Genomic DNA, 26,220 nt, shown 5'->3' with positions numbered 1-26,220 from the left:
TCATGTGCGCTCAGTACCACAATCGTAGAAGAATGACCTGCGCTTGGCGATAAGCAGAGCCGCGAAACCACAGCTCGGTCGTGGCGGCAAGATCCTGGAGGATCAGTACAATACGGTTTCGACTCACAGTACATTCAACAACAATTCGGAGAACAAGATCGATATCGACCCCGACAAAAGTGCCCAATGCGACCCGGAATGCCTCCTCGGTGGCAGCTCTCTTGATCAGCAGGATGGCCATCGTCGCCGAGCCGAAGCTCCGGCCGCCGGCGGACACATGGCGCCCGAGAATGCGGATGGCGACGCCCGGCCTTTTGCTTTTTTGATACAGTTCGTTGCCCGTAGGTCTCGAGATCTTATGCCGACGCCGGGAGCGGGAGGAACCGATGTTCATTCGGGTACGAGATTCCCATTTTCGCTCTATCGTCAAGGCCGTCAGTTGGAGGATTACCGGTAGTATCGACACCTTCGTGCTGAGTTTCATCTTCACGGGCAGCGTAAAGGTTGCAGGCTCGATCGCCGGCGCTGAAGCGATCACGAAAATGATCCTCTACTATCTTCACGAAAGAGCCTGGTCCGTCATTCTCTGGGACCAGCGAGGTCCAACCGGTGGCGAGTCCAGCTCAACCTGATTCGCGCTTCGGCTCACTGCGCAAGAGCGACTTCGGCCTATTTAGTAGTTGGAGGAGCGAGTGTCGACCGACATGGGTAAGTTCTGCCGATAGGCGATCTTTCTGTGGGCCTCGTTGGTGCTCTCTCGCAAAGCGATCAAAGTGAGCAGCTGTGTATTGAGATCCTTTGAAATGGATTGGAGGTAAAAAAGCTTATCGTCGAGTGACTGCATCGATCCGCCAACCCCCATTTTGGCGAAATATGACCTGAAACTCTTACAGTTGCTGGTCAATATTGACGACCCCCGGATCAATGGATAGCCGTTTTGGTCGCGGGAAGGTCAATTGGTTTCATCTTCCGCAACGAGGTGACCCAATGTATGGTCCGGCCGTGGGGTGCAAGAAGATTTCGACGATCCGGTAGATGCGGTCTTGCATCAATGTATCCGGCCTCTGTTTGGAGCGCAGTGCTCCGGGCCATCATGGATATCAGCGCGCATGTGATCTGGTTAGCGGACAGGCCTCGACCGGGCCATTTGGGTCACCAGGGTTCACATGTGCCGGGAAGACCGATTCTCCATCGTCGTCTCATCCTCTCGCAGACCTCGGCGGGTAAGGGTTGTTACGTCATCGATAGCTCCTCACTTCGCGCTGTTCCTTCGTTCGTGCCTGGCGGCCGTTCCTTCGTCCCGGCCTGCGCGCGCAGACGCGCCGCGCGCAAGGGGCCGTCAAAGCCGGCCGTCGTGCTGTCCTGACGTCTTGCTCTCCTGCTGCCAGGCTGCGCCTTGACGGCCCCGCGCACGGCGCGAGGATCAAGCAGGTCGGGACACCGTCTCCTCCATCTTGACGCACGCGAAGGCGCGTCCCTTGTTGAGGACCGCCCAGGCGATCCGGGCGAGCTTGTTGGCGAGCGCAATCGCCAGCACGTTGTGGTGCAATCGCTTCTTGGCGGCTTCGATCCAAGAGTTGAGGCCATAGCGCTCCCAGCACTTGACCTTTACCAGAACAACCCACGCGGCTTGCACGAACAGCGCGCGCAGGTAGCGATTACCGCGCCTTGATATACTGCCGAGGATCGTGCGGTCGCCGGTCGATATCTGCTTCGGAACAAGTCCAAGCCAGGCGCCGAAGTCGCGGCCTTTCGAGAACACGTCTCCGGTGCCGATCGCAGCCACCATTGCGCTCGAGATGATTGGGCCAATGCCAGGCACCGTCATCAGTCGCTGGCAGGCCCTATCTTGACGGGCTAGTGTTTCGATCTCGCCAGATAGACCCTCGATACGCTCATCCAGCCGGCGCCAGTCTTCCGCCAGACCCTCGATGATGGGCAACATGCGAGGCGAGAGCACATCAGTGCGTGTTGCCAAGATACCTGGCAACTCGAACCGCAGGGAATGCGGGCCTTGCCGCACGGCGATGCCCCGTTCCAGCAGGAACGCACGGATCTGATTGATCGCGCCGGTACGCTGACCGACCAATCGATCGCGGACGCGGTGCAGTGCCTGAAGGTCGAGCTGATCGGCGGTCTTGGTCGCGACGAACTTCATGGTCGGGCGTTGGACAGCCTCGGCGATGGCTTCCGCATCTCGGAAGTCATTCTTCTGTCCCTTCGAATACGGGCGCACGTATTTCGCTGGCATCAGGCGGGCGTCGTGGCCAAGTACTTGGAGTTTGCGGCTGAGATGATGGGCGCCTACGCAGGCCTCCATACCGATCAAGCACGGCGGCAGGTTGGCGAGCCGCGTTTCCACCTGGCCGCGCGACCACTTCTGCCGCAGCACGATGGCACCGCGGTGATCCTGACCCACGATGTGGAACGAGTTTTTGCCGATGTCGATGCCGATCACGGCGATCGCCGCGTTGAGTTTCTGAGACATGGCGTGCTCCTTGTCTTGAGCGCCCCTTGCCAGCTTCTCGTGCTGGCAGGGCCGGAGCACGGCCGGACCATCCCATTAGCGGGAGTTATTCATCAGGTGCAGAATCGGCGTAGCGTGCTGGCATGCTCGAGCGGATTGCTTGTCCGAGCGCTACCCAAAAACGGCGACGCACCGAAGTCATCGCTTCCACCAAATGGCAAGTCAGTGCCGGCGGTGAGCCCCGGGGCGGAGGGGCACGTCCTGAGTCTTTCGAATATTGCCCAAGTTAGGACAGGCAATATTCTCAAACGGCTGGAACGATTGATCTTGGGACTTCTTGGTCCTCCGCAATCGGAGATCTTATCTTCGAGAACCAAGCCCACTGACCGGTCGACATTTTGCCCCAATGCCCGGCGGAAGGCTTAGCGGCCTCAGATGCCCCCGCACTGAGGCCGTTGCCTTGGTCGAGGCGAAGGTGTTCACGTGGTGCGAAAAACGACTTGACGAACTACTTCAGGAACATCGCGAGCAGCCTGTGCCTTGACTAGCGGATCCGGTCGAACTTGGCGTCGCCTCGAAGGTGTCAGCGCTACAAGTGCCCTCTAACTGACAACCTCGACGATAGAGCGCGAATGAAAATCTCGTGCCCGATAAACATCAGTGCTTCCCGCTTCCCTTCTGGTCCATAATAGACAAGGTCGTCACCGCCTAGGTCTTACCCGGCACCGCTTCGGCCTCGATAGCCGCGACAAGCTCGGGCGCAAGGTGCGCGGACAAACGCTGAATGATGTTGAGTAGCTGCAAGATTTCTTGCTCACGCAAGGCGTCAATCTTGTTGTGCAGCAATTCGATCTCGAGTTCAGCCTTCACATTTATTCGATAGTCGTGTTCTGCGTGCCTGCGGTCAATCTCGGATTGACGGTTCTGGCTCATCATGATGATGGGCGCCGCGTAGGCTGCTTGGAAAGAAAGAACCAAGTTCAGCAAGATGAAGGGATAAGGGTCCCAATGGTTGATGAATGCGATCATGTTCAGAATGATCCAAATGCCGAGTAGCACGCTTTGGATAATGATGAAGCGCCAAGAACCAACTGTTTCAGCAACCCGGTCGGCAAGCATCGCGCCCGGCGTCAGTGCGAGCTTGGATAAGTTGCGGGCTGGCTTTTGCGCCCGAAGTTCTCGCAACCGCTCCTGGTCTTCGGGACTTAGGTGCACTTTGTGGCTTTGCTCGTTGGTCATTCGTTAAATCCACAGTCAGTTAGGAGGGCCATGACAATCGGGTACAGGGCGTTTTGAGATGAGAAGGGGCTGATTGGGGTGCCTCGCGCTGAGCCAGCAGAATAAGTTTACTACGTTGACGCGGAGGCGGAGAAGGCGGCGGGCGACTTGCCTGTGGTCTATCTGGTCAGCGCGGCGATCAGGCGGATGCAAGTGGTCCCGTCACTCGAGGATCATTTACGCCAGGGAGAGGATTTCCAAGTACCATTTTATCGGCGGACTGGGGCGACTTGGTTGACGAGCGGATCACGACCTGCTGCAGTGATGCTACCCTCCGAACGACATCCCCAGTTAGCTGCTGAGTGCCCCGAGGAAACTCTCGCGCCATGCCATAATGCTATTGCGGCGCAGCACCGCCATCATGGCCCCCCAACGCTCGCATCGCTCCTCAAGTGGCATCCCCAGCGCTGTCCGCAATGCTTCGGCGACGGCGTCGGGGTCATAGGGGTTGGCGATCACGGCAGCGTCGAGTTCATAGGCCGCGCCCGCGAAGGGCGAGAGAATGAGCACGCCGGGGTCATCGGGGTTCTGTGCAGCGACATACTCCTTGGCAACCAGGTTCATTCCGTCGCGCAACGGAGTGACAAGAGCGACGCGACTGAGCCGAAAGAAGCCAGCGAGCGAGCGCTGGGAAAAGCTCCTGTTCAAATACTGGATTGGCGCCCAGTCGAGTTCCGCGAAGCGTCCGGCCACGTCGCCCGCCAGCGCACCGAGCCTCTGCCGCAGCGCACGGTATTCAGGAACGTCGCTGCGCGTTGCGGTGGCGATCTGCAGCAAGCGGACGTGGTTGCGGTATGTGGGATAGCCCTCGAGAAAGGCGGCGAACGCTTTGAACCGGTGCTCGAGACCCTTACTGTAATCCAGCCGGTCCACCCCAATGATGAGCTTGCGCCCCCGGAGACTCTCCTGCAGCCGGCGTGCCGTTCGGGATTTCACAGCGCGACTAGCCATTTCGGCGATCGCTTCAGTATCGATACCAATCGGGAAGGCGCCGGCGCGCAGAACCCGATCGAAAGCGTGAACGTGGCCATCGGACGAAATCGTGCCTCCTGCACGGCGAAGGATGGCGTCATGGAAGGCGGTCAAATCCTCCACCGTCTGGAAGCCGACGAGATCGTAAGCGCACAGTGATTTCAGCAGGTCGCCGTAGTGAGGAAGGGTCGCCAGCACCCCCAAAGACGGAAACGGCGTATGCAAGAAAAACCCGATCCGCTGTGTGGCGCCGGCGCGGCGAAGTTCCTCGGCCATCGGGATCAGATGGTAGTCATGCACCCAGACGAGGTCACTCGGGCTGAGCAGGGGCGCGAGGGCGTCGGCGAGCACGGCGTTCACCCGTCGATAGGCGGCCAAGTCCCGGCGGGTAAAGTTCATGAGGTCAAGGCGATAGTGGAATAAGGGCCACAGTGCCGCGTTGGAGAAGCCGCTGTAGTAGCCGTCATGGTCCGCGCGGGTAAGATCGACGGTAGCGTACGTCACTCCCTCGGTCTCAAAAACGTTCGGCTCTGGTGTTGTTTCTCCAAGCTTGCCACTCCACCCGAACCATAAGCCTCCAGCCTGATGCAGAGCGTCGACGAGGCCGGTCACGAGCCCGCCGCTGCGCTGCGCAGCTTCTGCCGGCAAGGCGACACGGTTGGAGACGATGACCAAGCGGCTCAAGCGGGTTCCCTCCGCACTGTCAGGGTTGCGTCGAGCCGAGCCGCCAAAAGATCTCGGCGAACACGGCAACGCAATGATCGGCGGTGACATCCGCCGGAGCCCACATTCGCTCGGTCCTCGCGCGAAAATCCACAATTCCTTCTACCGGAACTGACGGTCCCGTCATCAGGCAATCTAGGCGGGCGTTACCTGTAAAACATATAGATCTTCCCGCAGTAAATATAGGATACTCTGCCGACGATCTGGATTGTTGGGCGCTGTCTAAAGCTGATCTTCGCCAGGATTTCGACGGCAGACGCCCCGGGTGTGCCTCTCGATCTCAGCCAGTGCGGCGTCGAGCGAGGCGTGCGGCCCTTGCTGTATGCCGGCCATAGTTTCCGATGCGTGGCCCTCCGGATGGATCATGAACTGACGTGGAGCGCTTGCCGTGATGCGCCCCATCGAGCGGCCGAGCAGGTCCGTCAGCTGCCAAACCGTGCCTCCCTCTGCCGGTGTAACGATCACATCCATGGTGAACCTTGAGTCTGTACGCCGCGCGAACAAACCGCTGCAATAACCGATGGGCGAACTACCGAGTTCCGCGGCCGCGGCATTCTCGGTACTGGAAGGATTGGCGCTTCGGATCGCCCCGCGATCGAGCGAATGGCGCTTAATGCCGATATATGCGACTATATAGAATGGTCAAAAAGAAAGGTCGAAGGCCAACGTCGGGAGAAGAAATGGCAACCGCTCTCGACCGTTGGGACGAGGAAGGCGGAGCGCAGGAGTTGGCGTGGCCTTTACCCTATGAAGCCAGCGATTTGCGCGATGTGGAGCGCAGAGTCCTGGAATGTCTGGGTGCCGCCCTTGTCAGCGAATGGAATGATCTGCCTACTGACGTCCAGCGCAGGCTCTTCGAGCACGCGGCCTCGGGCAAATCGCACGACGCCACCGTGTTGAAGACGCGGATCGCCCGTTTCCTGCACGATCATAAAGGTGCTTCGGGTGGGCGCTAACACGACTTTGGCAGATTTGTTCACGCCTTGCTCTTCGCTGACCTGTGTTCTGCAGTACCCGTATCGCGGATCTGATGGCTGAAGAATGAGAGCGACGATGGCGGGACGCGCGGCTGGCAGGTTGGGCTGAGGTGGTGGCCGTCGTTTCATTTTTGCGCCCCGTCTTGGCAATGCGGAAGTGCTGCAAGAAGGCGTAAGCAACCATCGTCATAAGAGCGTGACGATGAAGACCGTGCCAGAACCGTCCCATCGCGCCATGACGGTTGTAGCCAACCGCTGCAAGTCTATCTCGGCTGGTAGATTTGCGAGATAGCATTTCTTCTCTCCGAGTCGCGATGCTTGCCGATCGCCAACTCGCATTTTTTCACTTGGCATCAGCAAGCATTTCGTCCGCCGGCATCTATACAAATCCGCGATGTGTATTGCCTTGTGTTTGGTGACTTCGCAGCCATCTCATGATAAAGAGATAGCTAATCTCGGCACAGAAAGCACTGTAAACGGATTGCTTCACTATCGCGCCGATGCAAAGCCGTTTCTGAAGGATAGCCGATCATGACCATGCGCTCCCGACGCGAAACGGTCACCTTCAAGCATCCCTTCCGGATCAAGGGCATCGACCGCCTCCTGCCTCCGGGTGCCTACGAGGTCATCACCGATGAGGAGATGATCGAAGGATTGTCGTTCGAGGCGTTTCGCCGGGTTGCCACTATGATCACGGTGCCGGCGGCGCCGCCGCGCACTTCAACGGTGGAGAGGATTTCCATCAACCCGGTCGATTTGGCTGACGCTCAGCGCATTGATGCCGAAGCGCCTCGCGAGTGACGAGCCACTCGATCTCGACAAGCACCGCTGAATGGCTGCACAAGAAGCGACCGACGTCCGGCGTATTCTGGCGCACGTCGAGAACAACGCAATGCCCCTGCGCGATGGGAAGCTTTCTCAAATTTGATGACGCGGCGTCCAACGACTTTCGCACCACACAGCTGGCCTTCACCGGATCCTTAGCCGCCGCGGTCTTGGCAGCTATTTCGTGATGCTCTGAGCGAATATCGTTTCGGGACGGTCTTGTACGTCCCCTTGCGGCGGCTTATGTGCTGATTAGCACTCGCTGGCCACGACTGCCATTTCGTCCAAAGCAACAACAACAAGAAAACAGGAGGGCAGCATGAAATTCCGTCCGCTTCACGACCGCGTTGCGGTCAAGCGTATCGAAGCCGAAGAGAAGACCACTGGCGGCATCATCATTCCGGACAGCGCCAAGGAAAAACCTTCGCAGGGCGAGATCACGGCGGTTGGCCCAGGCGGCCGCGACGAATCCGGCAAGCTGCCCATCGATCTCAAGGTTGGCGACCGCGTCCTGTTCGGCAAGTGGTCAGGTACGGAGATCGAGCTCGATGATCAGGAAGTACTGATCATGAAGGAAAGCGACATTATGGGCGTTCTCACCGAGCTGCCCGCCGCCAAGAAGAAGGTCGCCTAAGCGCCAGTCTGTTTTCCTTATCCCAAGCAGCCAGCGTCTCGAAGGAGAAGGATAAGGCCCGCAAGTTGAACTCACGTCCCTAAAGAGCTCGCCGAGTCGCGCGGTCTTTCGGATTTGACAGTTGAAAACGGAGATCATGATGTCGGCCAAAGAAGTTAAGTTCGGCGTCGACGCCCGCGACAGGATGTTGCGCGGTGTTGAAATTCTCAACAATGCGGTTAAGGTCACGCTCGGGCCCAAGGGCCGGAACGTCGTGCTCGACAAGTCGTTCGGCGCCCCCCGCATCACCAAAGACGGCGTCACTGTCGCCAAGGAGATCGAGCTTGAGGACAAGTTCGAGAACATGGGCGCGCAGATGGTGCGAGAAGTTGCCTCCAAATCGGCAGATGCAGCTGGCGATGGCACCACCACCGCGACCGTGCTCGCGGCTGCGATCGTCCGTGAAGGCGCGAAGGCGGTTGCCGCCGGTATGAACCCGATGGACCTGAAGCGCGGTATCGACCTCGCGGTGGAAGCCGTGGTCGCCGATCTCGTGAAGAACTCCAAGAAGGTCACCTCGAACGAGGAGATCGCCCAGGTCGGCACCATCTCGGCCAACGGCGACGCGGAGATCGGCAAGTTCCTCTCCGACGCCATGAAGAAGGTCGGCAACGAGGGCGTCATCACGGTTGAAGAAGCCAAGTCGCTCGAGACCGAACTCGAGGTCGTCGAAGGGATGCAATTCGACCGCGGCTACATCTCGCCGTACTTCGTCACCAACGCCGACAAAATGCGCGCCGAAATGGAAGACGCCTACGTCCTCATCCACGAAAAGAAGCTATCTCAGTTGAATGAACTGCTTCCGCTGCTGGAAGCCGTCGTCCAGAGTGGCAAGCCGCTTGTGATTATTGCGGAAGACGTCGAGGGCGAAGCGCTCGCGACCCTGGTCGTGAACCGCCTCCGCGGCGGTCTGAAGGTCGCGGCCGTGAAGGCTCCGGGCTTCGGCGATCGCCGCAAGGCCATGCTGCAGGACATCGCGATCCTGACCGGCGGCCAGGCGATCTCGGAAGATCTGGGCATCAAGCTCGAGAACGTCACGCTCAACATGCTCGGTCGCGCCAAGAAGGTGATGATCGACAAGGAGAACACCACCATCGTCAGCGGCGCCGGTAAGAAGGCCGACATAGAGGCGCGGGTGGCGCAGATCAAGGCGCAGATCGAGGAGACCTCCTCGGACTATGACCGTGAAAAGCTGCAGGAGCGTCTTGCCAAGCTCGCGGGCGGCGTCGCGGTGATCCGCGTCGGCGGCGCGACCGAGGTCGAGGTGAAGGAGCGCAAGGATCGCGTTGATGACGCGATGCATGCGACCCGCGCGGCCGTCGAGGAAGGCATCCTGCCGGGCGGCGGCGTCGCCCTGCTGCGTGCTTCCGAGCATCTCAAGGGGCTGCGCACCAAGAACGATGACCAGAAGACCGGCGTCGAGATCGTGCGCAAGGCGCTGTCTGCGCCGGCCCGCCAGATCGCGATCAACGCTGGCGAGGACGGCTCCGTTATCGTCGGCAAGATCCTGGAGAAGGATCAGTATGGCTACGGCTTTGACTCCCAGTCCGGCGAGTACGGCAACCTGGTCACCAAGGGCATCATCGACCCGACCAAGGTCGTTCGTGTGGCGATTCAGAATGCGGCTTCTGTTGCGGCGCTCCTGATCACTACCGAAGCCATGGTGGCCGAATTGCCAAAGAAGAACGCCGGCGGTGGGGGCATGCCTCAAGGTGGCGGCATGGGTGGTATGGATTTTTAAGTCCTACTCGTTCAGAGCTCAACAATAACGAAGGCCCGGCAGAGATGCTTGGGCCTTTTTTGCAGGAATCAGCAAAAAGCGGCCGCCGAGAAGCGTGATGAATTCTCGCCGTTTCACGGATTTCCGTGAGGACGCCTTGTGCAATATCTCAAAATCAGCACTTTGCATTGCAGCCGGGTGGCGGGTGAGAATTGTTACCAAACCAGTCAGGACTCACCCCACCGTTACTGGATTTTGGGAAGTGCATAGCTCTGCCCTGGTTGGTCGCCCCCGTGATTAGACCGAAGACCGCGATCATCTGGGACGCGGGGATCATGAGTAGCAGGCCGGCTACGATCGAGACATCCGGTGCAATAGCGACCACAGCGAGCAGCGGCATAATAGGGCCGAAGGAGCGCTTGTGTAGGCGACCCATCAGCCAGCCCAGGGTAAAGCGATCTTGCCGCTGCCTCGTCGTGCAGCCGCTGCAGCAGGACCGAGGCAGGCACAAACACCCCTTCATCGGCGGGCATTGTCGGCTTCAGCTGGTCGAGCTCGTTGGGACCCGGTACGCGGGGAAAGGATATTTTGGGAGGCGCCCGGTCGACACAGCCGACCCTGCGAGGGTCAGAGCCGACCCAGAAGTAGCAATACGACGAGGATGACCAGGATGGTACCGATGACCCCCATCCCACCGTGGCCATAGCCGTAGCCGTAGCCGCCGAAGCGGCCGCTGAAGCCACCAAGCAGGAAGATGATGAGGAGGATGATGAGGATAAGTCCGATCGACATTGTCCGACTCCTTTGGTGGGACCTTGTGGATATTGGGTCTCAAGTTTTGTCTGTCTTGCGATTCGTCGACCTCCTGCAAGAGTCCGCAGGCGACCCCGGATGGGAGCGGCCGATGCAGTTGACCGGATCACAAGGGCGCAGCCGCGCCATCGCGATCCAGTGCGCGCTCGAGCGCGTGTTGAGTGGGAATGGTCTGTGACAGAGGTTGCCACGCCCAAACAGCGTCGCTCGTGCCCTCAATACGGGGCGTAGTATTGGCGGCGATAGGGATACGGGCCGCCGTAGTAATCTGGCGCATAGTAGCCCGGCGCGTAGCCTGGCCCGTAGGCTCCGTAGGCCCCGTAGGCGGCGGCTCCAGCCGCGGCACCCAGGATGCCAAGACCAATTGCGGCCCCCGGAGCGCCATAGTAGCCGCGACCGCGGTAGTGGCGTCGGTAGTAGACTTCTGTCACTGCGGACGACGAAGCCGCTTGTGTCGGAAGAGTCGTGCTCGGCGAGATCGGAGCTGCCCCCGAAGGCAGCACCGAGGCGAGCGTCGCCGCACCGAAGAGTGCGACCGCAATCGCGTATTTCATTGTCTGCTGGTTCATGGTCGTATCCTCTCGAATTTGGAGCACCTCAAGCGGCAAGTCGATTGCGTGCCGCTGGCCGATAAAGAACCTCGACCCAGGGCGCTCGAGGCGCTGGTGGGAGCGGATCCGAGGATTCGTGGTTCTAGCGAACTCGCAGAGCCGCCTTTGTGCTCGCGCCGCGACTTAACCGATTACTTGGCGCAAGTTTTGTCCGCCTTCAAAGCCGCTTCTGCCGAGGCCTTTGTCGTGTGAGCGGCGCCGACAACCCTCATGCTGCCGCCGGCAGCAGGCTGGCTCTCGACGATCTGACACTTCATGGTCGCAGTATCCTGAGCCAGGTAGAACGAGGAGGGCGATTGGCCAACGGTTTTGCCAGTCTCAGCCGCGAATGACGGAGAAGCGAATGCGAGAACAGAGACTGTCGCTAATAGAATTCTTTTCATAGTATCCACCAATTCTTATGCGTCCGGAATGGGACAAAGAATGAACAGGGCAAGCCGACAAGAGTTCCAGCTATCGCCGATTTGTTTGTTTCGTGTGGATTGACGTGGGTCAGCGACAGCCCTGAAAGTCTGTCGACAGGTTATGCCAATCGCCCAATTCCATTCTGCCTAGCGGCGATCCTTCAGTGGGTGTTGCCGTTAGCGGGAATCATTTGGCTATAGCTGCGCTCCTCGCAAACATTCTCTCAATCATCGATGGATGCCGAGAGCAGGGCGGTGAGAAGTATTGTGCCGCAACGCGGCGCGAGCTCATGGTCAAAATTGCTCATTCAAGAAAATTTAACGAAAGGGAATTTGCCATCAGATTAGGACGGCATCACTGATCGCAACGTCACTCTTTGGCCCAAGCCCCACTGACGAGTAGGCGCAACAGGCGATGCCCATCATGAGCGGGCGCCTGAAGTCCCTTCTAGAAAACGTGAGGGCCTTGAAGCTGAACGACTGATCAGAAAGGTTGCCGAAGGTCCAATGCGTCGATCTATGATGTGACAAGAACTTCTACGGACATCCCGGCGAAGGCGCCGATGCTGCCGACGAAGCTGCCGGACACTGGAATCGTCTGCCGGATGTCGCGCGCGACCGCGACTGGGATCAGATTGAGGCCGCCGAGGCTGCGATTCGTCGGGTCGAAAGGGATCCAGCCGGCGCCCGGTACGAAGACCTCGGCCCACGCATGGGTTGATCCCGCATTGCTCGATCCGACGCTCTGTTGCTCTGGATTGTAAAGATAGCCGGAGACGATCCTGGCTCCGAACCCGAGCATGCGTGCTGCTTCGGTAAACAGCACCGCGAAATCCCGGCATGACCCCAAGCCACGATTTAATGTTTCTACCGGCGTTTGGGTACCCTCATCCTCACGGCTCTGGTACCGGACAGCTTCCGAAACGCCGACGCTCAGGTCCTTTAGCAGCGACAGCGTATCAGTCCGACCTCCTCGAACGAACATTTGTGCCCAATTTCGTAGGACCCCCGCCGTGTCCGAGAACTGGGGGAGAGCCAGGGCGCCGAGATCGGTCCAATCGTCATCAGAATAGCGGAATGGGTAAGACATGGCCGAGACAGCGATATCGAACACCGGCCATGCAACCGCGTCGAGCTGAAGCTCCGCGACGCTGGCGATCACCAGGTTGGAGGCTGTCATCTGAAACGTGGCCGTCGCGATTGCATTGCCAAACACATCGTGCGCCCAGGTCAAGGCCGCATGCGGCGTCACCGTGACGTTGCTCGAAATCAAACGAAGCTCGCGGCTTTCGCGCGGACGAAGCATCAAGCGGTGCGGCAACAGGTGCACGTGTTCGTTGAATCGATAGGTCGTCGTGTGAAGAACCTTCAGCGTAATCAACGCAAGCTCCAATCCGCGGCAGCGTCTGACAGGCCCTTATCCGGTGGTCCCCTCGGGAAGTATGGCCGAGTTGAACGTGCCCATGCAAATGTCAATCCAGACGACCGAAACCCGGGCGGATTTGCGGACGAGGCACCGAGCAAGAACGCTGCGATTCATTTATACGGTCATGTTGACGGGTGTCGAAGTGCAAGCACAACATCAGTTTCGCGGTGCGACAGGATCCGACAAGTGTGACGTGACCGCTGGTCGGAGGGCCGCAAATGATGGACAGCGTCGTGTCGGCGTGACAACCCTGGATAGTGAGGCGACTAGGAGGGATCGAACCATGAAGAACCGGCCACCGCTTCCGCAACATTTGAGTCGCCATAGGTATCACGCGCTGCTGGTCCGGCTGCAAATCGAGCTCGTCAAGCTGCAGCGCAGCGTGATTGAGCGCGGCCAGCGAATCCTTGTCATCGTCGAAGGTCGCGACGCCGCCGGCAAGGATGGCACGATCAAGTCGATTGTCGAACATCTAAGCCCGCGTGATACCCGCATCGTAGCGCTGGGGCCGCCGAGCAATCGGGAGCGGTGTTCATGGTACTTCCAGCGTCACGTTTCGCACTTGCCCGCGGCAGGAGAGATCGTGCTGTTCAATCGCAGTTGGTACAACCGTGCTGGAGTTGAGCGTGTCATGAACTTTTGCACCAAGAAGGAAACCGAGGAATTCCTCGAGACCGTGCCGGGTTTCGAAGCAATGATTGAGCGTTCGGGTATTACCCTGCTCAAGTACTATCTTGATATTTCGAAACAGGAGCAGAAGCGACGGCTCGCCGACCGCCAAAGGGATCCCCTGAAGCAATGGAAGCTGAGCCCGATCGATGCCAAGGCGCAGAAGCTTTGGAAGGCCTATTCCGAAGCCCGGGACAAGATGCTGGAACGGACGCACACCGTCACCTCGCCCTGGACCGTGGTCCGGGCCGGCGACAAGGAACATGCGCGACTTAATATCATTCGCGATGTTCTGTGGCGGCTGCACTATCCCGGAAAGCACCGTCGTCTCCACAGGCCCGATCCGGCGGTCGTTTTTCCTTACGATAAAGCCTGTTATGAGCGCGCCCTGATCGAGGCTTAGTTGGCTTACCTTGATGCCTCAGTTTGCATCGAGCGAAATTGTGTAGCCTGCATTTTCGAGAGCGGCGAGGACGGCTGTTGCGATAGTCTTGCATTCGTTGGGCTCTTTGTAAGTTTTCGGCCACGCCGTCCCGTTTCCCGCGTCCGGAAAATCAACGAAAGCTGATTGGATAGCGCGTTCGATGATCCTTTGGAGCTTCTCATCCCGTATCATTGCCTCGTCTCCCGCTTCTCGACGATCGTCACAATATCATCATTTTACCTAGAGCCGCTGCGGTACGCTGCCAATGCGCTGGAGTGCACAATATCCTGTTTGAAGGAGTAAAACGTATTCTCGTTCCTCCGACGATCAGCGCAGGCGAGCGTAGCCCTCACCGATTTGCGACGCTCAAGCCGGGCCTCTTTGCGGCTGGCGACGTGGGGGACGGCGTCTATCGGCAAGCTGTCACGCCGGTCTCGGCTGCATGACGGCACTTGAGGCCACTCGCTTTCTCTTGGCCCAATGTCCTTCCAGCCGGCGCGCTTGTCCTGTTGAAGATAGGCTCAACCCTTAAGCGGCAGGTCGAGCAATGTATGGCTGTAATTTCAATTACATTCGAGTTCGCAGTTTTGTTCTGAGTGGCGCGCCATTCAGAACAGTCCAACGAACTCTGACTCAGTACGTCTTCAGCATTGTGAGCTCGCCGGCATCGGCTCGGTTTTTGGCGGCGGGTGCGGTCATCCAGGTCTCGATCTCGTCGGGCGTCGTCAGGATGACGGGCATTGCCTTCGGATGGATGGCGAAGACTTCGGCGTTCGCCTCCGTCGTCAGAAATGCAAAGAGGTTATTGGTGGTCTCGCCTTCCTTGACCTTCCGGACCGACGTCCAGTTGGTCCAGATGCCGGCGAAGCATGCGAGCGGACGGCTTTCGTCGAGCGCGAACCAGATGTCGCCGCCTTCGGCCTTGTTGAACTCGCTGAACGAGTTGAACGGCACCACGCAGCGGTGCTCCGGACCCAGCCAGCGCCTCCAGTGCTTCGACTTCACGTTTCGGATGTTGATGGTGCCGCTGTCCGGCTCCATCCGCAGCAACTCCTTGAAGTTGATGGTTTTGCCTTTCGCCTGCAGTTTCTCGGCGCGTTTCTTGGTTGCCTGCAGGAGGGCTTGCTGGGACGACGGCATCCCCCACCTTGCGGTAGCGAGCTCCCGGCCATCGGCACTATTGCGCACAATCGGCGCCCTGTAGTCCGGAAAGACGCCGGGCATCAGCGCAAGGTTGCCGACGTAGCGGTTGACGACGCGGAACAGAGCGCTGATAGCGGCTTGGTTGGTCGTGATCGAATAGAGATTGCCCATCGGTATTCCGGATCCGGCTGGCGGGTTCGTTGCTGGAGCTTTAGCAGTCTGGCCTCGCGGCAGCGACCGGGAGCCGGTCCATTGCGGCTGCGTTGTCTTTTTGATACCGCAGCGGGGCACTCGCCACGTGGGTAGCCGTACTTACCGGCGTCCGGCGCCGATTTACACGTCAGACCCGCTCGTTCGCGCGGCGATTGGCCTCGGCAATAGCAGCGTCGACATCTTTGATCAGAAACCGGATGCCCGGCGTCATATGGATCATAATCGCGTCGCCGGTACGCGTGTGACCGCCGCCTGGGAAGAGTTCATACGTATTCCCGTAGACGCCAAGCCCGTGACCAGCCTCCTGGATCCTTACTGACGTGTCCCAGCACGAATAAGTGCGCGGTTTGCCCATCTATCACTCCTCTTTCTACCACTGCGGGAGGCGGCCAGCCACCCGTCGGCACTCTGGGATTCACGGCGCCTAGCAATCGTGCCGTGAGTCCTTGATGGCTTACGTGCTACACTGCGCAAAATCGACAGTTGTGCGCTTCAAACCGCATCCGTCGGTGCCGGCTCGCGGGACAAACTACAGCAACCAGAAGAACGATTCGCGGCCCTTCACGTAAGCCGCCTCCATGTTGGCCACGCCGGCCTTGGTCATGACGTAGCCCTCCTCCTGGTCGACATAACGGCCCCCGAAGGCCTCGCAGAGCCGGTCAACGCGGTTCTTGATCCCATGACCATCCTCCAGCGGGCGAACGATGACGCGACCAGAATCCGTCTTGTTGATCGTGAAGGGCGGAAACATATCGAGCTGAACACCAGACTTCGATTTAGACATACTGATACTCCTCTGCTCGCTTCCACGTCGAAGCTATGGCTCAACATGCCGCGACTGCGGCGGGCGCGTCGAGAGCCTTCGCAGAGTCGATGAAGGCATCATGATCGCGGGCTGGAAAGAGCTCAGGATGGGCCTTCTCGTCGGCGCAAAGCACGATCCTGAGCGCAAGGAAGAACCAACTCGGCGGAGGCCTCGCCAGCATGGTTAAATTCGCTTCTGAGGCGCCAAAGCGCGGACCTGGCGCTGTCCAAGCTTTTCCACAACTATCAGCGATGGCCGTCGGACTCGATGGCATCCATCCTCGGCTATCGATGAACCGACCATGTGCGTCGCGCTGACGCAGCGCCAGCGAACGACCGTTCTTCTTCTCGGCGCGTGCCTGCTGTTCGGCGGTGATCGGCGCGGTGCGCTTCGGCCCTGGCGTAGAAGGCGCCGACCTTCAGCTTGCCGGACGGCTTCCTGACGTAGAACACTCCGCCCTGAGACGACGGCGCCAGACCGGTCGTCTTCCCGGGCGTGCGCAGCGTCATCGCGAAGTCCTTCTTGGACAGGTCGTAGAGCGCCTTCGAATACTTGTCCGGCACGCCCCCGTAGGTCGAAAGCCGCGGCTTGGCCGAGTACGATCCGCTCGGGGTGAATCCCGGACGCTGGCCCGGCACCCAGGCGTGTCTTGCCGACGCGCCAGCGTCGCCGAGTCCGCGAACGCTCGCCATGCCCATGATGAACTTGAGGTAGGCGGCCTGGTCCGGCTTCACGAACGACTCGGAGAACGGGCTCACGTCGTCGATCTTGGCGATGGTCAGCCCGTACCCCGACTTGTTGAGGGTATACGGCGACGGGCGGTCGACCTTGCCGCGCAGCTCGGTCAGGAGGTCCTCGTTGGCGAACTTGGCGCTGTCCGTCAGCGTGAAGGCGAGGCCCTTGTTGATGGCCTTGCCGATCCTGTCGATCCTGCCGGCGACGCCGGCGTCCATCTCGATCCTGATCATCGCGACGCCCCATGGCGCACGATGACGCGGTTGATCCCGTCGAACGAGAAGCGGTCTAGCAGCCTGGATCGCGCCGTGCTCACGGCGTCGACGGGCTTGAAGCCTGCGTTGTCGAGGTTCTCGAAGACGACGCGGCAGAGCTCCTTGGCGAACTGCTCGTCCGTCGGAATCCCGTCGCGCTTGCGGTTGCGGTACCGCCGCTGGCGTTCTGCGTGTGAGCGTGTCGGCTTCTCGTCCATGCCGAGACGTTACGCGTCACTACTGGTGACGAACGAAGCCGTTTTCGACGAAGGCGGAAATGCAGAAGCCCCGCAGGGGGTCTACCAGGGGTAGGTCTGCGGGGCTTCGTGTACGGCCAGCAAGTGGATCGCTCGCGACCAACGCGGATACAATCGTCTTCGGAGCTAAAAAGGTCAACGTGCGCCGGCGAACTATTTTCCGGACATGATGCGTCCGGTCAGCGGATCAGAACAACATCGCTCCGCCGGTCGACTCCGAGTCCTCGTCTAGGCGGTCGCCTGGGTGAACCAGCCCGTTGCGGCGACGGCGCAGCGTCTCCAACGTCTCCTCGACGGAGTAGCCGCGATCCCGCAACGACACCAGCGCCCTCTTGACCAGGTCGAACTCAGCGCCGGAACGATCCATGAGCCTTTCGCGGTCGCTGGTGACCAACGCTTCGACCAGCGCGCGGCCGACTTCGTCGATGGTCGGCGACTTGCGCCGGTCCATGTCAGCACGCCAACGCGCGGTCCTCATACGCTGTTTCGCGCGACGCAGCTCCACCGGCATGCGGCCCCGAGGCTTGAAGAATTGATTGTCCGGCCGATCCGGATCCCGAGCAAAACAAGTCCGGGTAACGTCGTCGATCTTCTCGATCATGGCGACGTCGTCCTGAGTCAGCCTGCGGCGAAGCTTCGCCATCTGTGCTCTCCCGTTCGGACCGGAAGATCCGATCGCTGTGCGCGCGGTTATCCGGCACGCCGCTGCAAGGCGCAACCGACGAAGATGAGGGCATGGGCCGGCGGCCTCGCGATCAGCGCGCCGCAGGCTCTGCATCAGGGCCCGGAGGTCTGCGACGATCAGGCCGGCGCCGCCTCCGGCCAGACGTCAGCGTCATCGAGATGATCGTGAGAACCGGACTTGCCGGAGGCCGGGCGCCCCTTGAGTTCACGGCGGGCTTCCTCGCGGATTCCAAGCTTCGAGCGGTAAATACGGAACCCTGGACGGCAGAATTCGAGCAAGGCTCGGCCGGTCTGCGTCTCACCGGAGCCCGGATTCCAGGGGCGGAGCCCGTTGACGAGGGGCAGCATGGTCGCCGGAATCATGGTTTCGATGGTCAGCGTCTCGCCGGAGGTCGCCGGGATGGCCTCGGAAGGCTGGTCGACGGGCTGGCCGGGCTGCCTCTCTCGGCTGTCTGTTCCAGTTACCCCCCGTACACCGGAGCATTCTGCACGGTCGGTCGCAATGGCCGCTGAGGGATGGTTTTCGGGCTCCGGAGCGACCGGCGGCGCGTCCATGATCACGGCCACAATGGCGTTGGCGGCCTTGATGGCGATGGCGGCATCCCAGTGATTTCCGACGGTCGTCCGATGCATGCCGGTCAGCTTGCGGACGGCCTTCTGATCGGGCACCGCGCCCGTCTTCGAGATCTCCAGCATCGCGTCCGCGATCCTGCGCACGCTGCGCTGGACCTGGACCCGGTTGCAGTGGACCTGGCCGATGCTCTGGGCGGCATGGATCTCCAGCTTCTTGAGCTCGGCCGGCGTCAGGTCGGAGGAAGCGGTGGCGCGGACGTCGGCGACCGCCTTCTTCACCTCCGCCTCGGCCGCCCGTAGGTCGTAGCCGCGGCTCGAAGCCCGGAGCCCGCGCCCGTAGGACTCGGCGACCTTCTTGGCGGCCACGCGAATGCTGTTCTCGGCCGCGGTGAGCGCCGAGGCGCGCAGCGTCCGCAGGTGGTCGGCCATGAATCGGTCTTCGAGCAGAGCGTCGAAGACTTCGACGCCGAGGCGGCGGCGGTCGAGTTCGGCGTCGACGCGGAGCTGGTTCAGCCGCTCCCAAAGACCGCACAGCTCGATGCCGCGCTTCCACGCCAGCGAATAGATGGCGCCGGACTGCGTCTCCGAGATGCCAGCCTCGACCATGCTGGCGACGCTTTGCTGGCGCATGGTGACAACAAGGTTCTGCTTCAGGTCGACATCGAGGATCTTGCAGAGCTCCGAGAGCGTCGGCAGGTGCTCGGTCTCCATGTCGATGCTCACGACGCGGGGGCTGGTCGGCTGCTTGACGTCTCCGATGTTCGCCAGGCCGCCGATATCGCCCCCGGCATCGATCGTCAGCGCGGCGGCGGCGGCCTCGAGCATGGCCATGCCGGTGCTCTCGTCGTACCAGACGCCATTTCCGTCCGGCAGATAGTAGAGATAATGCGGCTTGGTCACGCGCTCGGGATGAGCATCGTCGCGGACGAAATTGACCTTCTGCGGCCGGACCTTGAGCGTGTTCAGGTGGTCCTCGCACTCCTGCCAGGACTCGAAAACGTAGTCCTTGTCCACGCGGATGATCTCGCGGCAGTCGGTGCGCGTGTTGCCGTGGATCTGATCCAAGCCGACCCACTTTTTCAGGTGCACTGCGCGACGGTCGTTGTTGTCGCCGGCCCAGTGCCGGGTGTCGAAACGCAGGGAGTGCAGCGCGCCTTTGACGCGACTGACGGTCTCTTTCACGAATTCGTCGGCGGCGATCTCCTCCGGAGCCTTTCCGATGCCATCCAGGTACTGGATGCGCTGGATTGTCTTCTTGTCGCTGATGCCCTTGCGGCGCTTACCGGGCGCCTTCGGCGTCATCTCGAGATAGCGCTGATCCATGACGCTGGCGTCCGAGCGCTTGCCCTTCTCGACGTATTCGTCCTGCCAGCACGTGCCGCCGTTCTCCTGCGTCGACGATCCTCCAACATAGCCGGCGCTGCCGACGTAGCCGCGGCCGCCTGGATCGAAGCGATCGCGAGCGCTCTGATGGCGGGTGGTGACGACGCCGTCGGCGTCGTGGCGCTCAACGATGTGGGACTGCGCGCGCGGCTCGTCGGCCATGCGGCGGAGATATTCTTCCTGGCGGCAGTGTTCTCGGATGAGTGTGGCCTGCCGGGGGCTGTACGGCTTCTGCGATGCCTTGAGGTGTTTCGTCTTCACCAGCCCGGAAGTCAGCGCGTCCGTCGCGATCCGAAGATTGCGCTGGTAGGCCGTCTCGCTCGCCTTGACGGCCGGATCCGTCACCACGTGGTCGCGGGCCAGCCAGAAAGCGTCCCGCCGGAGGCGCTCGGCACGCTTGACGTCGACTTCGGCCATCGCGGCGACGGAGGCGATCGGCAGGTCTCGGAAGGATTCGGGATCCTCCTCATTTCCGAGCTCTAGCATGGCGTTCGCCAAGGACTCGATGTCGACCTCGTCGCGCTCACGGCGCTCGGCCGCCTTTTTCCGATTGTCGGCCAGCCGCTGCACGACCTTGCGGCTCTCGATCGAGAATTCGCGCTCGCTGTCCGGCAGGTCGTCGAGCAGGTCCGGTCGCGGCATCACGACGCGCACGACCGTGGGCCGACGACGCGCCTTCGCCGGGCCAGCGTCGGCCGAGGCGTGCGTCAAGGATTCGGAATGCGTGGTCGAGCTGTCGGTCATGGGGCCTGATGAGAGCGATCCGGCACCAGTCTCCAGCTGCAGGCGAAAAAGCGCAAGCCCTTTCCAAGGATTCGCGTGGTACTGACAGCCGACAGCGGGGAAAACTGCTGCAGCGCCACCGGTGCCCCAGCTTGGAGGCGCCGGAGCAGGTTCGAAGTCGGACATAATCAATTCGACTCTCGGAAAGTCCCGATCTGAGAACATTCAAAGAGTCGTAATGCAGCCGTAGGGTCGAAGCGTTGATCGGGCTGAACTTTTTCGGACGAGAATTCGAGTCTCGAAACGTCAGTAGCGCTGGCGAGGCTTTTTCGCCGCCAAGCGTCGGGCCTCCGCCTCCTCCGGATCGTCGCCGCTGTCGTTTGGGTCCAGGTGCCCGCCAACGGCTGCCGGCCAGTATGAATCCGCGTCCTCGAACCAGTCGCGCGGCGCGTTCTGACCGAAAATCAGCTCATGGGCCTGGGAAAACCGGTTCCAGCGCTCGGCGATCCGCAGCGGCTCGGTCGACCTCGCTTCGAATGGCGTAGGCCCCGCCGATGGGGCCATCTTGCCCATGTTGTCGATCCGCGGGTTTCTCGGATCGGCGCGGAGCCAATTGATCAGCAGCCGCTCGATGTAGGCCGACCGCGACAGACCCGCCTCCGATGCCCGGAGCGACAAAAGCTTCATCAGGTCGTCGTGGGCCCGCAGCGTCAGCCGGTTGTGGCGGATATCGTTGACGTCCCGCGCGACCGGGCCGCGCTTCTTCTTGGGAGGAAACCCTTTGCTAACCATTGGCCGGACGAGTCCTTGATTTCGTTATAACTACGTTGTAACTAAGTTATGCAGTGATGGCAACTTCGTACAGCGTGGATAGCATGACCAGCAAGGATTCGTCGAGACCGCCCGCGCCGGATGTGGACGACTATTGGATGGCGACGGTGATCGAGGACCGCGCCGAGAGCGCGCCGGCGCCCGAGCCGCAGCCGGAGGACGAGCGATGAGCAGCAAGGTCGACAAGGAACTGCTGTGGCTCGCGGCGTTCGTCTGCATTCCGAACTGGGCGGAGGCGGCCCGGGCCGCTACCGCGCGGACTACGGCGCTCGGGTTCGAAATGAACCTGCTACGGGACGGTTCGCTGCGCGACGTGAGCCCTCGCGCGCTGCTGGACATCGCGCATCGTCTCAAGGGGGACCACCCCACGCTCTCGCTGGCGTGGCGAATGCTCGCGCTGCGGACATCGGACGACAAGGCCCTCATCCACGAAGTCGTCGGCGTCGTCGTTTCCGTGGTGTCGAGCACCGACGGCGACGTGACGGATGCTCTGGCGCGGCTGCGCGTGTGGGACGCCGTCGCCGCCGGCAAGTTCACCGGCGATGATTTCTTCAAGATCGCCGGGCAGTTTTGGCGCGGCGAGCGCGAGTACATCGTCGCGCGGCTCGATGAGGAGAACCGTGCAGCGGCGGTATCCCTGTCTGCGTGGAGCTGCTCGATCAGGGTCGCTGGGATGACGCTTTCGCCTGGTTGTCGGCGGAAACCGCGCGCCAGGCCGCCAAACTCGGCGTCGGATCGCCGCCGTCGCACGCCGACCGCAAGAAGCAGCGCATCCTGATCAACGCACATGTCGAGCTGCTGTTCGCGCAGGGCCGCCACTATACTGGCGAGCTGGCTCTCGCCTGGCAGATGATGACCTGTGATCCGGAGCGTCCGGAGTCGTTCAACGCGGTCCTGCCGCAGGTGACGTGGCTGCTGCAGCACTGGTCGATCATCACTAGCCCCATTCAGAAGGCGCGCCTGCACGACCGACTGCACGTCTGGTGGCTGGCTGCCCGTGGCGAATGGGCCGGCGCGACAAAACCGGTTTCAATCTTCCGAATCGCCGAGCGCGAGACGGCGAGCTGCACATACGAAGACAGCGGAGATTTCCCCCTGCCCGAACCGGATCCCGAGCCCGAGGATTTGCGGCCGGCGCCGCCGACCGTCGTCGTGATGCCGGCCAGGCATGCCGAGGAAAAGGGCCTTCCGCAGGCGTGGAAGGACCTGCGCGACCAACCGCTGCCGCTCGTCGTCTGCGACGACGCCACGTGGGTGCGAGAGAAACTGCAGGATGAGTATCCGCACGCGTATAGAGAAATCGCGCTGTTGACGCAGGATCTGCGCGACGACGAGCCGGTCAGAATGCGGCCGACCCTATTGTTATCGCCGCCGGGCTTCGGGAAAACGCGCGTCGTCAGGAGGCTGGCGGAGGTGATCTCGCCTCAGATGTACGTTTACAGGTTTGATGCCGCGTCCAGTTTCGATGGCATGTACGGTGGTACCCCCAAGGGCTGGTCGAGCGCGCAGGCGTCCGTTCCCGCTCGGGCGATCATGATGTCGAAAACCGCCAACCCGATTTCGTTCGTCGACGAGATCTGCAGGGCCGGCGAAAGCCAGCACAACGGCAATTTATGGTCCGCCATCACGCCGCACCTGGAACGCGAGACTGCGGCGCGCTACCGCGAGAGTGGCATCGATGCGGAGATGAACCTGTCGCACGTCGTCCACATCGCCACGGCCAATTCGATCGAGCGGCTGCCGTCACAGTTGCGCGATCGATATCGCGTGATTCGGATCCCGTCGCCCACGCTTGCGCATTTGCCGCGGTTGGCCGCGATCGTCGTGAACGAGCTGGCGGTCGAAAACGATATGTATGCCTCTCACGCCATCAAGCCGCTGGCGCCCGACGAGCTTGAAATCATCGGCCGCGCGTGGGCCAAGGAGCGGTTCAGCCTGCGCAAGCTGCGGCGCCTGGTCGAAGCAACGCTGGAAGCCCGGGACGCTTGCGCCAGGAGGCATTGATATGTCGATCGAAGAGAAGGCACTGCGGAATGGTATCGAGTCCCACCTGCGCGGCGAGCAGCCGCCGCCGGCGGTGCTGGCGAAGGCGCCGAGGCTGGAGCAATGGGCGCCTTCGATCCAGCACGGTCCCAACGGGGGCTACTACATGACCCTGTACGGTTTTCCGTTCGGTCATCCTTGCCTCGCCGACGGGAAACAGTCCTCGACGGGCGAGGTCGTATGGCTCGACCGTCGTTGCCGGTGGGCGCAGACGCGGAATACGCTCTGGCAGCTCGGCGAGCCAGAAGGCACAGAGATCCCTATCGAAGGGGTCGACATATGACACCGGAGATGCAGCGGCTGCTGGAGCGTCTGCAGACCGGCTGGCGGCCGCGGTCCGACGAGATCGACATGCGCATCAGCCAGCGCAGGCTGTTCGATTGGTCGTTCGCGCCGTCGTTCTCGCGCCCTGAAGCGGTGCTGATCGGACGCCCGGAGAGCCGGCAGGGCCTGGTCCGGACTGACGAGATACTTTGGATCGACGCCGAGCTGCGCTGGGCGCTCTGCGAGGACAACTTCTGGTGGCTCGACTAGCCGAACGGGAAGCCAACACAACCTGGCTTCCCATTTTTTGCAGGGTTGCCGAAAGAAGGATTTGGGACATCGCGGCCTCCAAAAGAAGGATTTGGGACCGCAAAGAAGGATTCGGGACGCCTCCGTCGCTTCGTCCTTGTCGGGGCGGCTGAGGGGCGCATCGGCTTGCTGAGCGACGACGAGCTGAGGGCCGAGATCGAGGCGGGTGGATCGACCGTCCAAGAATGTGCGGCGAGAGTTCAGCGAGCAGTCGACGGAGCTATCGAGCATCACCGCAAGTCAGGCCAGCACCCGTCTTCTTCGTGCCTCCCTGTCCTGTGCGCGCAGCCGTCGCCGAGCAGGCGGACGGCGACCAGCTTCCATAGCGAGTTGCCGTCGTACCTCCGCAGCGCTTCCTTTCGCGACACAGTGACGACCCGGAAGCACTTCAGGCACTCGACCTTCAGCTCCGAGGACCTGATCTCCGCGAGCGTGCGATCGGCGCGCGGCTTGTTCGTCGCCGCCCTGGGATCCGCCAGCACGCTCGCCCACCAGGCGTCCTCGTCGTTGACGCCCGCGCGCTTGCGCTGGTTCTCGGCCAGGCGACGCGCAGTCTCCTCCACACGTTGCTGCTTCGCAGTCGGGAACCGCCACTCTGCACACCTTCTTCCGGCCATACGCTAGACTCCAATTGACCGGAGAACGAATAGAGAACAAGATGGTTTCACAGTCAACAGATGCAGCGATGAGGTGACGCAGCCGCGGCTTCGTCACCCGAACGCTGCATGCTCCAGGAATCCTTCGATGTCAGATCCCGCCGAGCAGCAACCCGTCGACGAGGCCGCCGAGCTTGGGATCGCGGCCGCGCAGGCGATCGAGGCGTGCGGCAGCGACATGCTTGCGACCATCAAGGCGCTGAGCGAACAGCATGCTCGAGCGGGAGCTCGCCGACGTCTAGGCGAAGGCGAGCCATGGCTTCCTGCGCGGGCGCCGAGTGCCGAAGCGCAAGGAATCGTAATAGGGAACTAGTTTCCTGTTACGGCGCGCGCAGAAAAAAGCTGAACCGGCGCCGAGGTGTAAGAATCCGCATCGAGGTGGAGAAATCCGCATCCGCGCAGGCGTCGGTGTAAAATCCCGCAAGGATCCGAATCTTGGGTACAAAAGTGGGTACGGTGAGGATAATTCGGATTTTCGAACAAGAAATCCGAGAGCCGAAGACCAATCTAAGCTATTATTTTTACGGGGAAATTCCATGGTAGCGGGGGAGGGACTCGAACCCCCGACCCCAGGATTATGATTCCCGTGCTCTAACCAGCTGAGCTACCCCGCCACAGGGATCGCGGCGGCGACTGAGGCCGATCTCGCGAACGCGCGGCATATAAGGAAGGGGGCGGCGGGAAGTCAAGCAAAGTGGGGCGATTGAGGGGGTGATTTCGCTGGTGAATCGCGCCGTTTGAGACCGATTCGCCCGTTTTCACGCACTGGAGTCGCGAAGAGTCGCCCTCGCCTGGAATTCGCGCTGATGCGGATTCTGGCCTCTCCCCGCGCGCGGGGAGAGGCGGAGAGGCAAAGGAGAGCCCGGCCGAGCCGGCCCTATTTCGGCCTGACCGTCTGGTCGCCACCGGGGCTGCCGGGGGGCGGGATGACGGGCATGCTGCCCTCCGTGCTCGGCGCCGGGGCGTGCATTTCGGGGTCGACGCCCGCGGGCGGACAGATCACGCCGTCGGACTTTGCCAATTTGTCGCCGAGCGGTTCCCGGGCCTGGCCGGTGGTGGTGCCGTCAGGCGCGGTGGCGCGGTTCGGGCGGTCCTGCGGGGTGCAGTTGGCCGCGTGTTGCGGGGAAGGCGGCGCGGTCTGTTGCGGCGGCGTCGCCGGGGCGGGCGGAGCCTGCGCGATCGCGCTGCCGGAGGCGGCGATCAGGAGGCTGGCCAAGATGATGTTTGATGTCGTGCGCATGGGGAGAAAACGTCTGCGCCTATACGGAGGTTCCGGCTGGCGCACGACGAATTGAAGCGCTGGAATGTCGCGGGTTTCCGCGCCGCGCATCCTTCGACGCCCGCTTCGCGGGCTCCTCAGGATGA

31 protein-coding genes, 1 tRNA gene and 1 pseudogene are annotated in these 26,220 nt (G+C 61.3%); 11 read left to right on the top strand and 22 right to left on the bottom strand.

Annotated elements, in window-relative coordinates; genetic code table 11:
• Window positions 1–10 precede the first annotated feature (10 nt).
• Window positions 11–538 (bottom strand): hypothetical protein, encoded by a 528-nt coding sequence (locus tag WN72_RS07765; RefSeq protein WP_225005886.1) that lies wholly within the window; start codon window positions 536–538, stop codon window positions 11–13.
• On the opposite strand from WN72_RS07765, the gene WN72_RS07760 reads away from it, so the two are divergent.
• Window positions 471–632, top strand: coding sequence for a DUF2061 domain-containing protein (locus WN72_RS07760; RefSeq protein ID WP_244436661.1), 162 nt, complete (start codon window positions 471–473; stop codon window positions 630–632). The two genes, WN72_RS07765 and WN72_RS07760, sit on opposite strands and share 68 nt — an antisense overlap.
• A 791-nt stretch (window positions 633–1,423) precedes the next feature.
• Here WN72_RS07760 and WN72_RS07755 read toward each other — a convergent pair.
• The 4 genes from WN72_RS07755 to WN72_RS07740 all read right to left on the bottom strand — a co-directional run bounded on the left by WN72_RS07755 (window position 1,424) and on the right by WN72_RS07740 (window position 5,911).
• Window positions 1,424–2,488 (bottom strand): IS110 family RNA-guided transposase, encoded by a 1,065-nt coding sequence (locus WN72_RS07755; RefSeq protein WP_194482925.1) that lies wholly within the window; start codon window positions 2,486–2,488, stop codon window positions 1,424–1,426.
• A gap of 687 nt (window positions 2,489–3,175) precedes the next feature.
• Window positions 3,176–3,706, bottom strand: coding sequence for a DUF1003 domain-containing protein (locus WN72_RS07750; protein ID WP_092216774.1), 531 nt, complete (start codon window positions 3,704–3,706; stop codon window positions 3,176–3,178).
• 330 nt (window positions 3,707–4,036) lie between these two features.
• Window positions 4,037–5,401, bottom strand: a complete 1,365-nt coding sequence (locus WN72_RS07745) for an alpha,alpha-trehalose-phosphate synthase (UDP-forming) (RefSeq protein ID WP_026312942.1) — start codon at window positions 5,399–5,401, stop codon at window positions 4,037–4,039.
• 261 nt (window positions 5,402–5,662) lie between these two features.
• A complete protein-coding gene (locus tag WN72_RS07740; protein WP_018273528.1) occupies window positions 5,663–5,911 on the bottom strand; it encodes a hypothetical protein in 249 nt (82 codons plus the stop codon).
• A 209-nt stretch (window positions 5,912–6,120) separates the two neighbouring features.
• Here WN72_RS07740 and WN72_RS07735 point away from each other — a divergent pair, with 209 nt between their 5' ends.
• Window positions 6,121–6,396, top strand: coding sequence for a hypothetical protein (locus tag WN72_RS07735; RefSeq protein WP_018648614.1), 276 nt, complete (start codon window positions 6,121–6,123; stop codon window positions 6,394–6,396).
• A gap of 28 nt (window positions 6,397–6,424) precedes the next feature.
• Here the strand turns inward: WN72_RS07735 and WN72_RS46660 are convergent.
• Window positions 6,425–6,762: pseudogene (locus WN72_RS46660) on the bottom strand (IS701 family transposase); the annotation flags it as partial.
• A gap of 186 nt (window positions 6,763–6,948) precedes the next feature.
• On the opposite strand from WN72_RS46660, the gene WN72_RS07730 reads away from it, so the two are divergent.
• The 3 genes from WN72_RS07730 to groL all read left to right on the top strand — a co-directional run bounded on the left by WN72_RS07730 (window position 6,949) and on the right by groL (window position 9,656).
• On the top strand, window positions 6,949–7,218 hold the full coding sequence (locus tag WN72_RS07730; protein WP_092216775.1) for a hypothetical protein: 270 nt from the start codon (window positions 6,949–6,951) through the stop codon (window positions 7,216–7,218).
• A gap of 343 nt (window positions 7,219–7,561) precedes the next feature.
• Complete coding sequence (locus WN72_RS07725) at window positions 7,562–7,876, top strand: co-chaperone GroES (RefSeq protein ID WP_092216776.1); 315 nt, start codon at window positions 7,562–7,564, stop codon at window positions 7,874–7,876.
• 139 nt (window positions 7,877–8,015) lie between these two features.
• On the top strand, window positions 8,016–9,656 hold the full coding sequence (gene groL, locus WN72_RS07720) for a chaperonin GroEL (RefSeq protein ID WP_028338372.1): 1,641 nt from the start codon (window positions 8,016–8,018) through the stop codon (window positions 9,654–9,656).
• Window positions 9,657–9,810: 154 nt separating this feature from the next.
• On the opposite strand, the gene WN72_RS47720 is transcribed toward groL, so the two are convergent.
• From WN72_RS47720 to WN72_RS07700, 4 genes are all read right to left on the bottom strand, one after another.
• Complete coding sequence (locus WN72_RS47720; RefSeq protein ID WP_167380878.1) at window positions 9,811–10,071, bottom strand: exopolysaccharide biosynthesis protein; 261 nt, start codon at window positions 10,069–10,071, stop codon at window positions 9,811–9,813.
• A 191-nt stretch (window positions 10,072–10,262) separates the two neighbouring features.
• Window positions 10,263–10,427 carry a DUF3309 family protein gene (locus tag WN72_RS07710; RefSeq protein ID WP_018646276.1) on the bottom strand — a complete coding sequence of 55 codons (165 nt, stop codon included), beginning with the start codon at window positions 10,425–10,427 and terminating at the stop codon, window positions 10,263–10,265.
• A gap of 236 nt (window positions 10,428–10,663) precedes the next feature.
• The gene (locus tag WN72_RS07705) at window positions 10,664–11,017 is read right to left on the bottom strand and encodes a hypothetical protein (protein ID WP_244553780.1); all 354 of its coding nucleotides are present in this window, start codon (window positions 11,015–11,017) and stop codon (window positions 10,664–10,666) included.
• Window positions 11,018–11,980: 963 nt separating this feature from the next.
• The gene (locus WN72_RS07700; RefSeq protein WP_092216778.1) at window positions 11,981–12,844 is read right to left on the bottom strand and encodes a transglutaminase family protein; all 864 of its coding nucleotides are present in this window, start codon (window positions 12,842–12,844) and stop codon (window positions 11,981–11,983) included.
• Window positions 12,845–13,172: 328 nt separating this feature from the next.
• On the opposite strand from WN72_RS07700, the gene ppk2 reads away from it, so the two are divergent.
• The gene (ppk2, locus tag WN72_RS07695) at window positions 13,173–13,961 is read left to right on the top strand and encodes a polyphosphate kinase 2 (protein WP_092216779.1); all 789 of its coding nucleotides are present in this window, start codon (window positions 13,173–13,175) and stop codon (window positions 13,959–13,961) included.
• 654 nt (window positions 13,962–14,615) lie between these two features.
• On the opposite strand, the gene WN72_RS07690 is transcribed toward ppk2, so the two are convergent.
• The 8 genes from WN72_RS07690 to WN72_RS07655 all read right to left on the bottom strand — a co-directional run bounded on the left by WN72_RS07690 (window position 14,616) and on the right by WN72_RS07655 (window position 21,439).
• Window positions 14,616–15,296, bottom strand: coding sequence for an SOS response-associated peptidase (locus tag WN72_RS07690; RefSeq protein WP_018646271.1), 681 nt, complete (start codon window positions 15,294–15,296; stop codon window positions 14,616–14,618).
• Between the two features lie 169 nt (window positions 15,297–15,465).
• On the bottom strand, window positions 15,466–15,693 hold the full coding sequence (locus WN72_RS07685; protein ID WP_143130627.1) for a hypothetical protein: 228 nt from the start codon (window positions 15,691–15,693) through the stop codon (window positions 15,466–15,468).
• A 174-nt stretch (window positions 15,694–15,867) separates the two neighbouring features.
• Window positions 15,868–16,122 carry a hypothetical protein gene (locus tag WN72_RS07680; RefSeq protein ID WP_143130628.1) on the bottom strand — a complete coding sequence of 85 codons (255 nt, stop codon included), beginning with the start codon at window positions 16,120–16,122 and terminating at the stop codon, window positions 15,868–15,870.
• 305 nt (window positions 16,123–16,427) lie between these two features.
• A complete protein-coding gene (locus WN72_RS07675) occupies window positions 16,428–17,111 on the bottom strand; it encodes a hypothetical protein (protein WP_092216780.1) in 684 nt (227 codons plus the stop codon).
• Entirely contained in the window at window positions 17,108–17,350 is a 243-nt protein-coding gene (locus WN72_RS07670) for a hypothetical protein (RefSeq protein WP_092216781.1), read from the bottom strand. The genes WN72_RS07675 and WN72_RS07670 overlap by 4 nt, the downstream gene beginning before the upstream one ends.
• Before the next feature lie 226 nt (window positions 17,351–17,576).
• On the bottom strand, window positions 17,577–18,032 hold the full coding sequence (locus tag WN72_RS07665; RefSeq protein WP_092216782.1) for a hypothetical protein: 456 nt from the start codon (window positions 18,030–18,032) through the stop codon (window positions 17,577–17,579).
• A 158-nt stretch (window positions 18,033–18,190) separates the two neighbouring features.
• Window positions 18,191–20,773, bottom strand: coding sequence for a hypothetical protein (locus WN72_RS07660; RefSeq protein ID WP_092216783.1), 2,583 nt, complete (start codon window positions 20,771–20,773; stop codon window positions 18,191–18,193).
• Window positions 20,774–21,058: 285 nt separating this feature from the next.
• On the bottom strand, window positions 21,059–21,439 hold the full coding sequence (locus WN72_RS07655) for a hypothetical protein (RefSeq protein ID WP_143130629.1): 381 nt from the start codon (window positions 21,437–21,439) through the stop codon (window positions 21,059–21,061).
• A gap of 188 nt (window positions 21,440–21,627) precedes the next feature.
• On the opposite strand from WN72_RS07655, the gene WN72_RS47470 reads away from it, so the two are divergent.
• The 5 genes from WN72_RS47470 (at window position 21,628) to WN72_RS07640 (ending at window position 24,160) form a co-directional block, all read left to right on the top strand.
• On the top strand, window positions 21,628–21,753 hold the full coding sequence (locus tag WN72_RS47470; RefSeq protein ID WP_283258615.1) for a hypothetical protein: 126 nt from the start codon (window positions 21,628–21,630) through the stop codon (window positions 21,751–21,753).
• Window positions 21,750–22,361 carry a hypothetical protein gene (locus tag WN72_RS46650; protein WP_092216785.1) on the top strand — a complete coding sequence of 204 codons (612 nt, stop codon included), beginning with the start codon at window positions 21,750–21,752 and terminating at the stop codon, window positions 22,359–22,361. Before WN72_RS47470 ends, WN72_RS46650 begins: the two co-directional genes overlap by 4 nt.
• A gap of 71 nt (window positions 22,362–22,432) precedes the next feature.
• Entirely contained in the window at window positions 22,433–23,587 is a 1,155-nt protein-coding gene (locus WN72_RS47595) for an AAA family ATPase (protein WP_347341971.1), read from the top strand.
• A 1-nt stretch (window position 23,588) separates the two neighbouring features.
• The gene (locus tag WN72_RS07645) at window positions 23,589–23,909 is read left to right on the top strand and encodes a hypothetical protein (RefSeq protein ID WP_092216787.1); all 321 of its coding nucleotides are present in this window, start codon (window positions 23,589–23,591) and stop codon (window positions 23,907–23,909) included.
• Window positions 23,906–24,160 (top strand): hypothetical protein, encoded by a 255-nt coding sequence (locus tag WN72_RS07640; protein WP_092216788.1) that lies wholly within the window; start codon window positions 23,906–23,908, stop codon window positions 24,158–24,160. The genes WN72_RS07645 and WN72_RS07640 overlap by 4 nt, the downstream gene beginning before the upstream one ends.
• A gap of 269 nt (window positions 24,161–24,429) precedes the next feature.
• Here WN72_RS07640 and WN72_RS07635 read toward each other — a convergent pair whose 3' ends face one another.
• From WN72_RS07635 to WN72_RS07625, 4 genes are all read right to left on the bottom strand, one after another.
• Window positions 24,430–24,762: a hypothetical protein gene (locus tag WN72_RS07635; RefSeq protein WP_244553781.1), complete on the bottom strand. Its 333-nt coding sequence runs from the start codon at window positions 24,760–24,762 to the stop codon at window positions 24,430–24,432.
• 184 nt (window positions 24,763–24,946) lie between these two features.
• Window positions 24,947–25,069, bottom strand: a complete 123-nt coding sequence (locus tag WN72_RS47465) for a hypothetical protein (protein ID WP_283807142.1) — start codon at window positions 25,067–25,069, stop codon at window positions 24,947–24,949.
• Window positions 25,070–25,392: 323 nt separating this feature from the next.
• Window positions 25,393–25,469, bottom strand: a tRNA-Met gene (locus WN72_RS07630).
• 263 nt (window positions 25,470–25,732) lie between these two features.
• A complete protein-coding gene (locus WN72_RS07625; RefSeq protein WP_092216790.1) occupies window positions 25,733–26,095 on the bottom strand; it encodes a hypothetical protein in 363 nt (120 codons plus the stop codon).
• Window positions 26,096–26,220 lie beyond the last annotated feature (125 nt).

It is taken from the genome of Bradyrhizobium arachidis, assembly GCF_015291705.1.
Taxonomy (GTDB): domain Bacteria; phylum Pseudomonadota; class Alphaproteobacteria; order Rhizobiales; family Xanthobacteraceae; genus Bradyrhizobium; species Bradyrhizobium arachidis.
The sequence above is the reverse complement of the archived record's forward strand: the minus strand, read 5'-3'. Positions and strand labels throughout refer to the sequence as shown.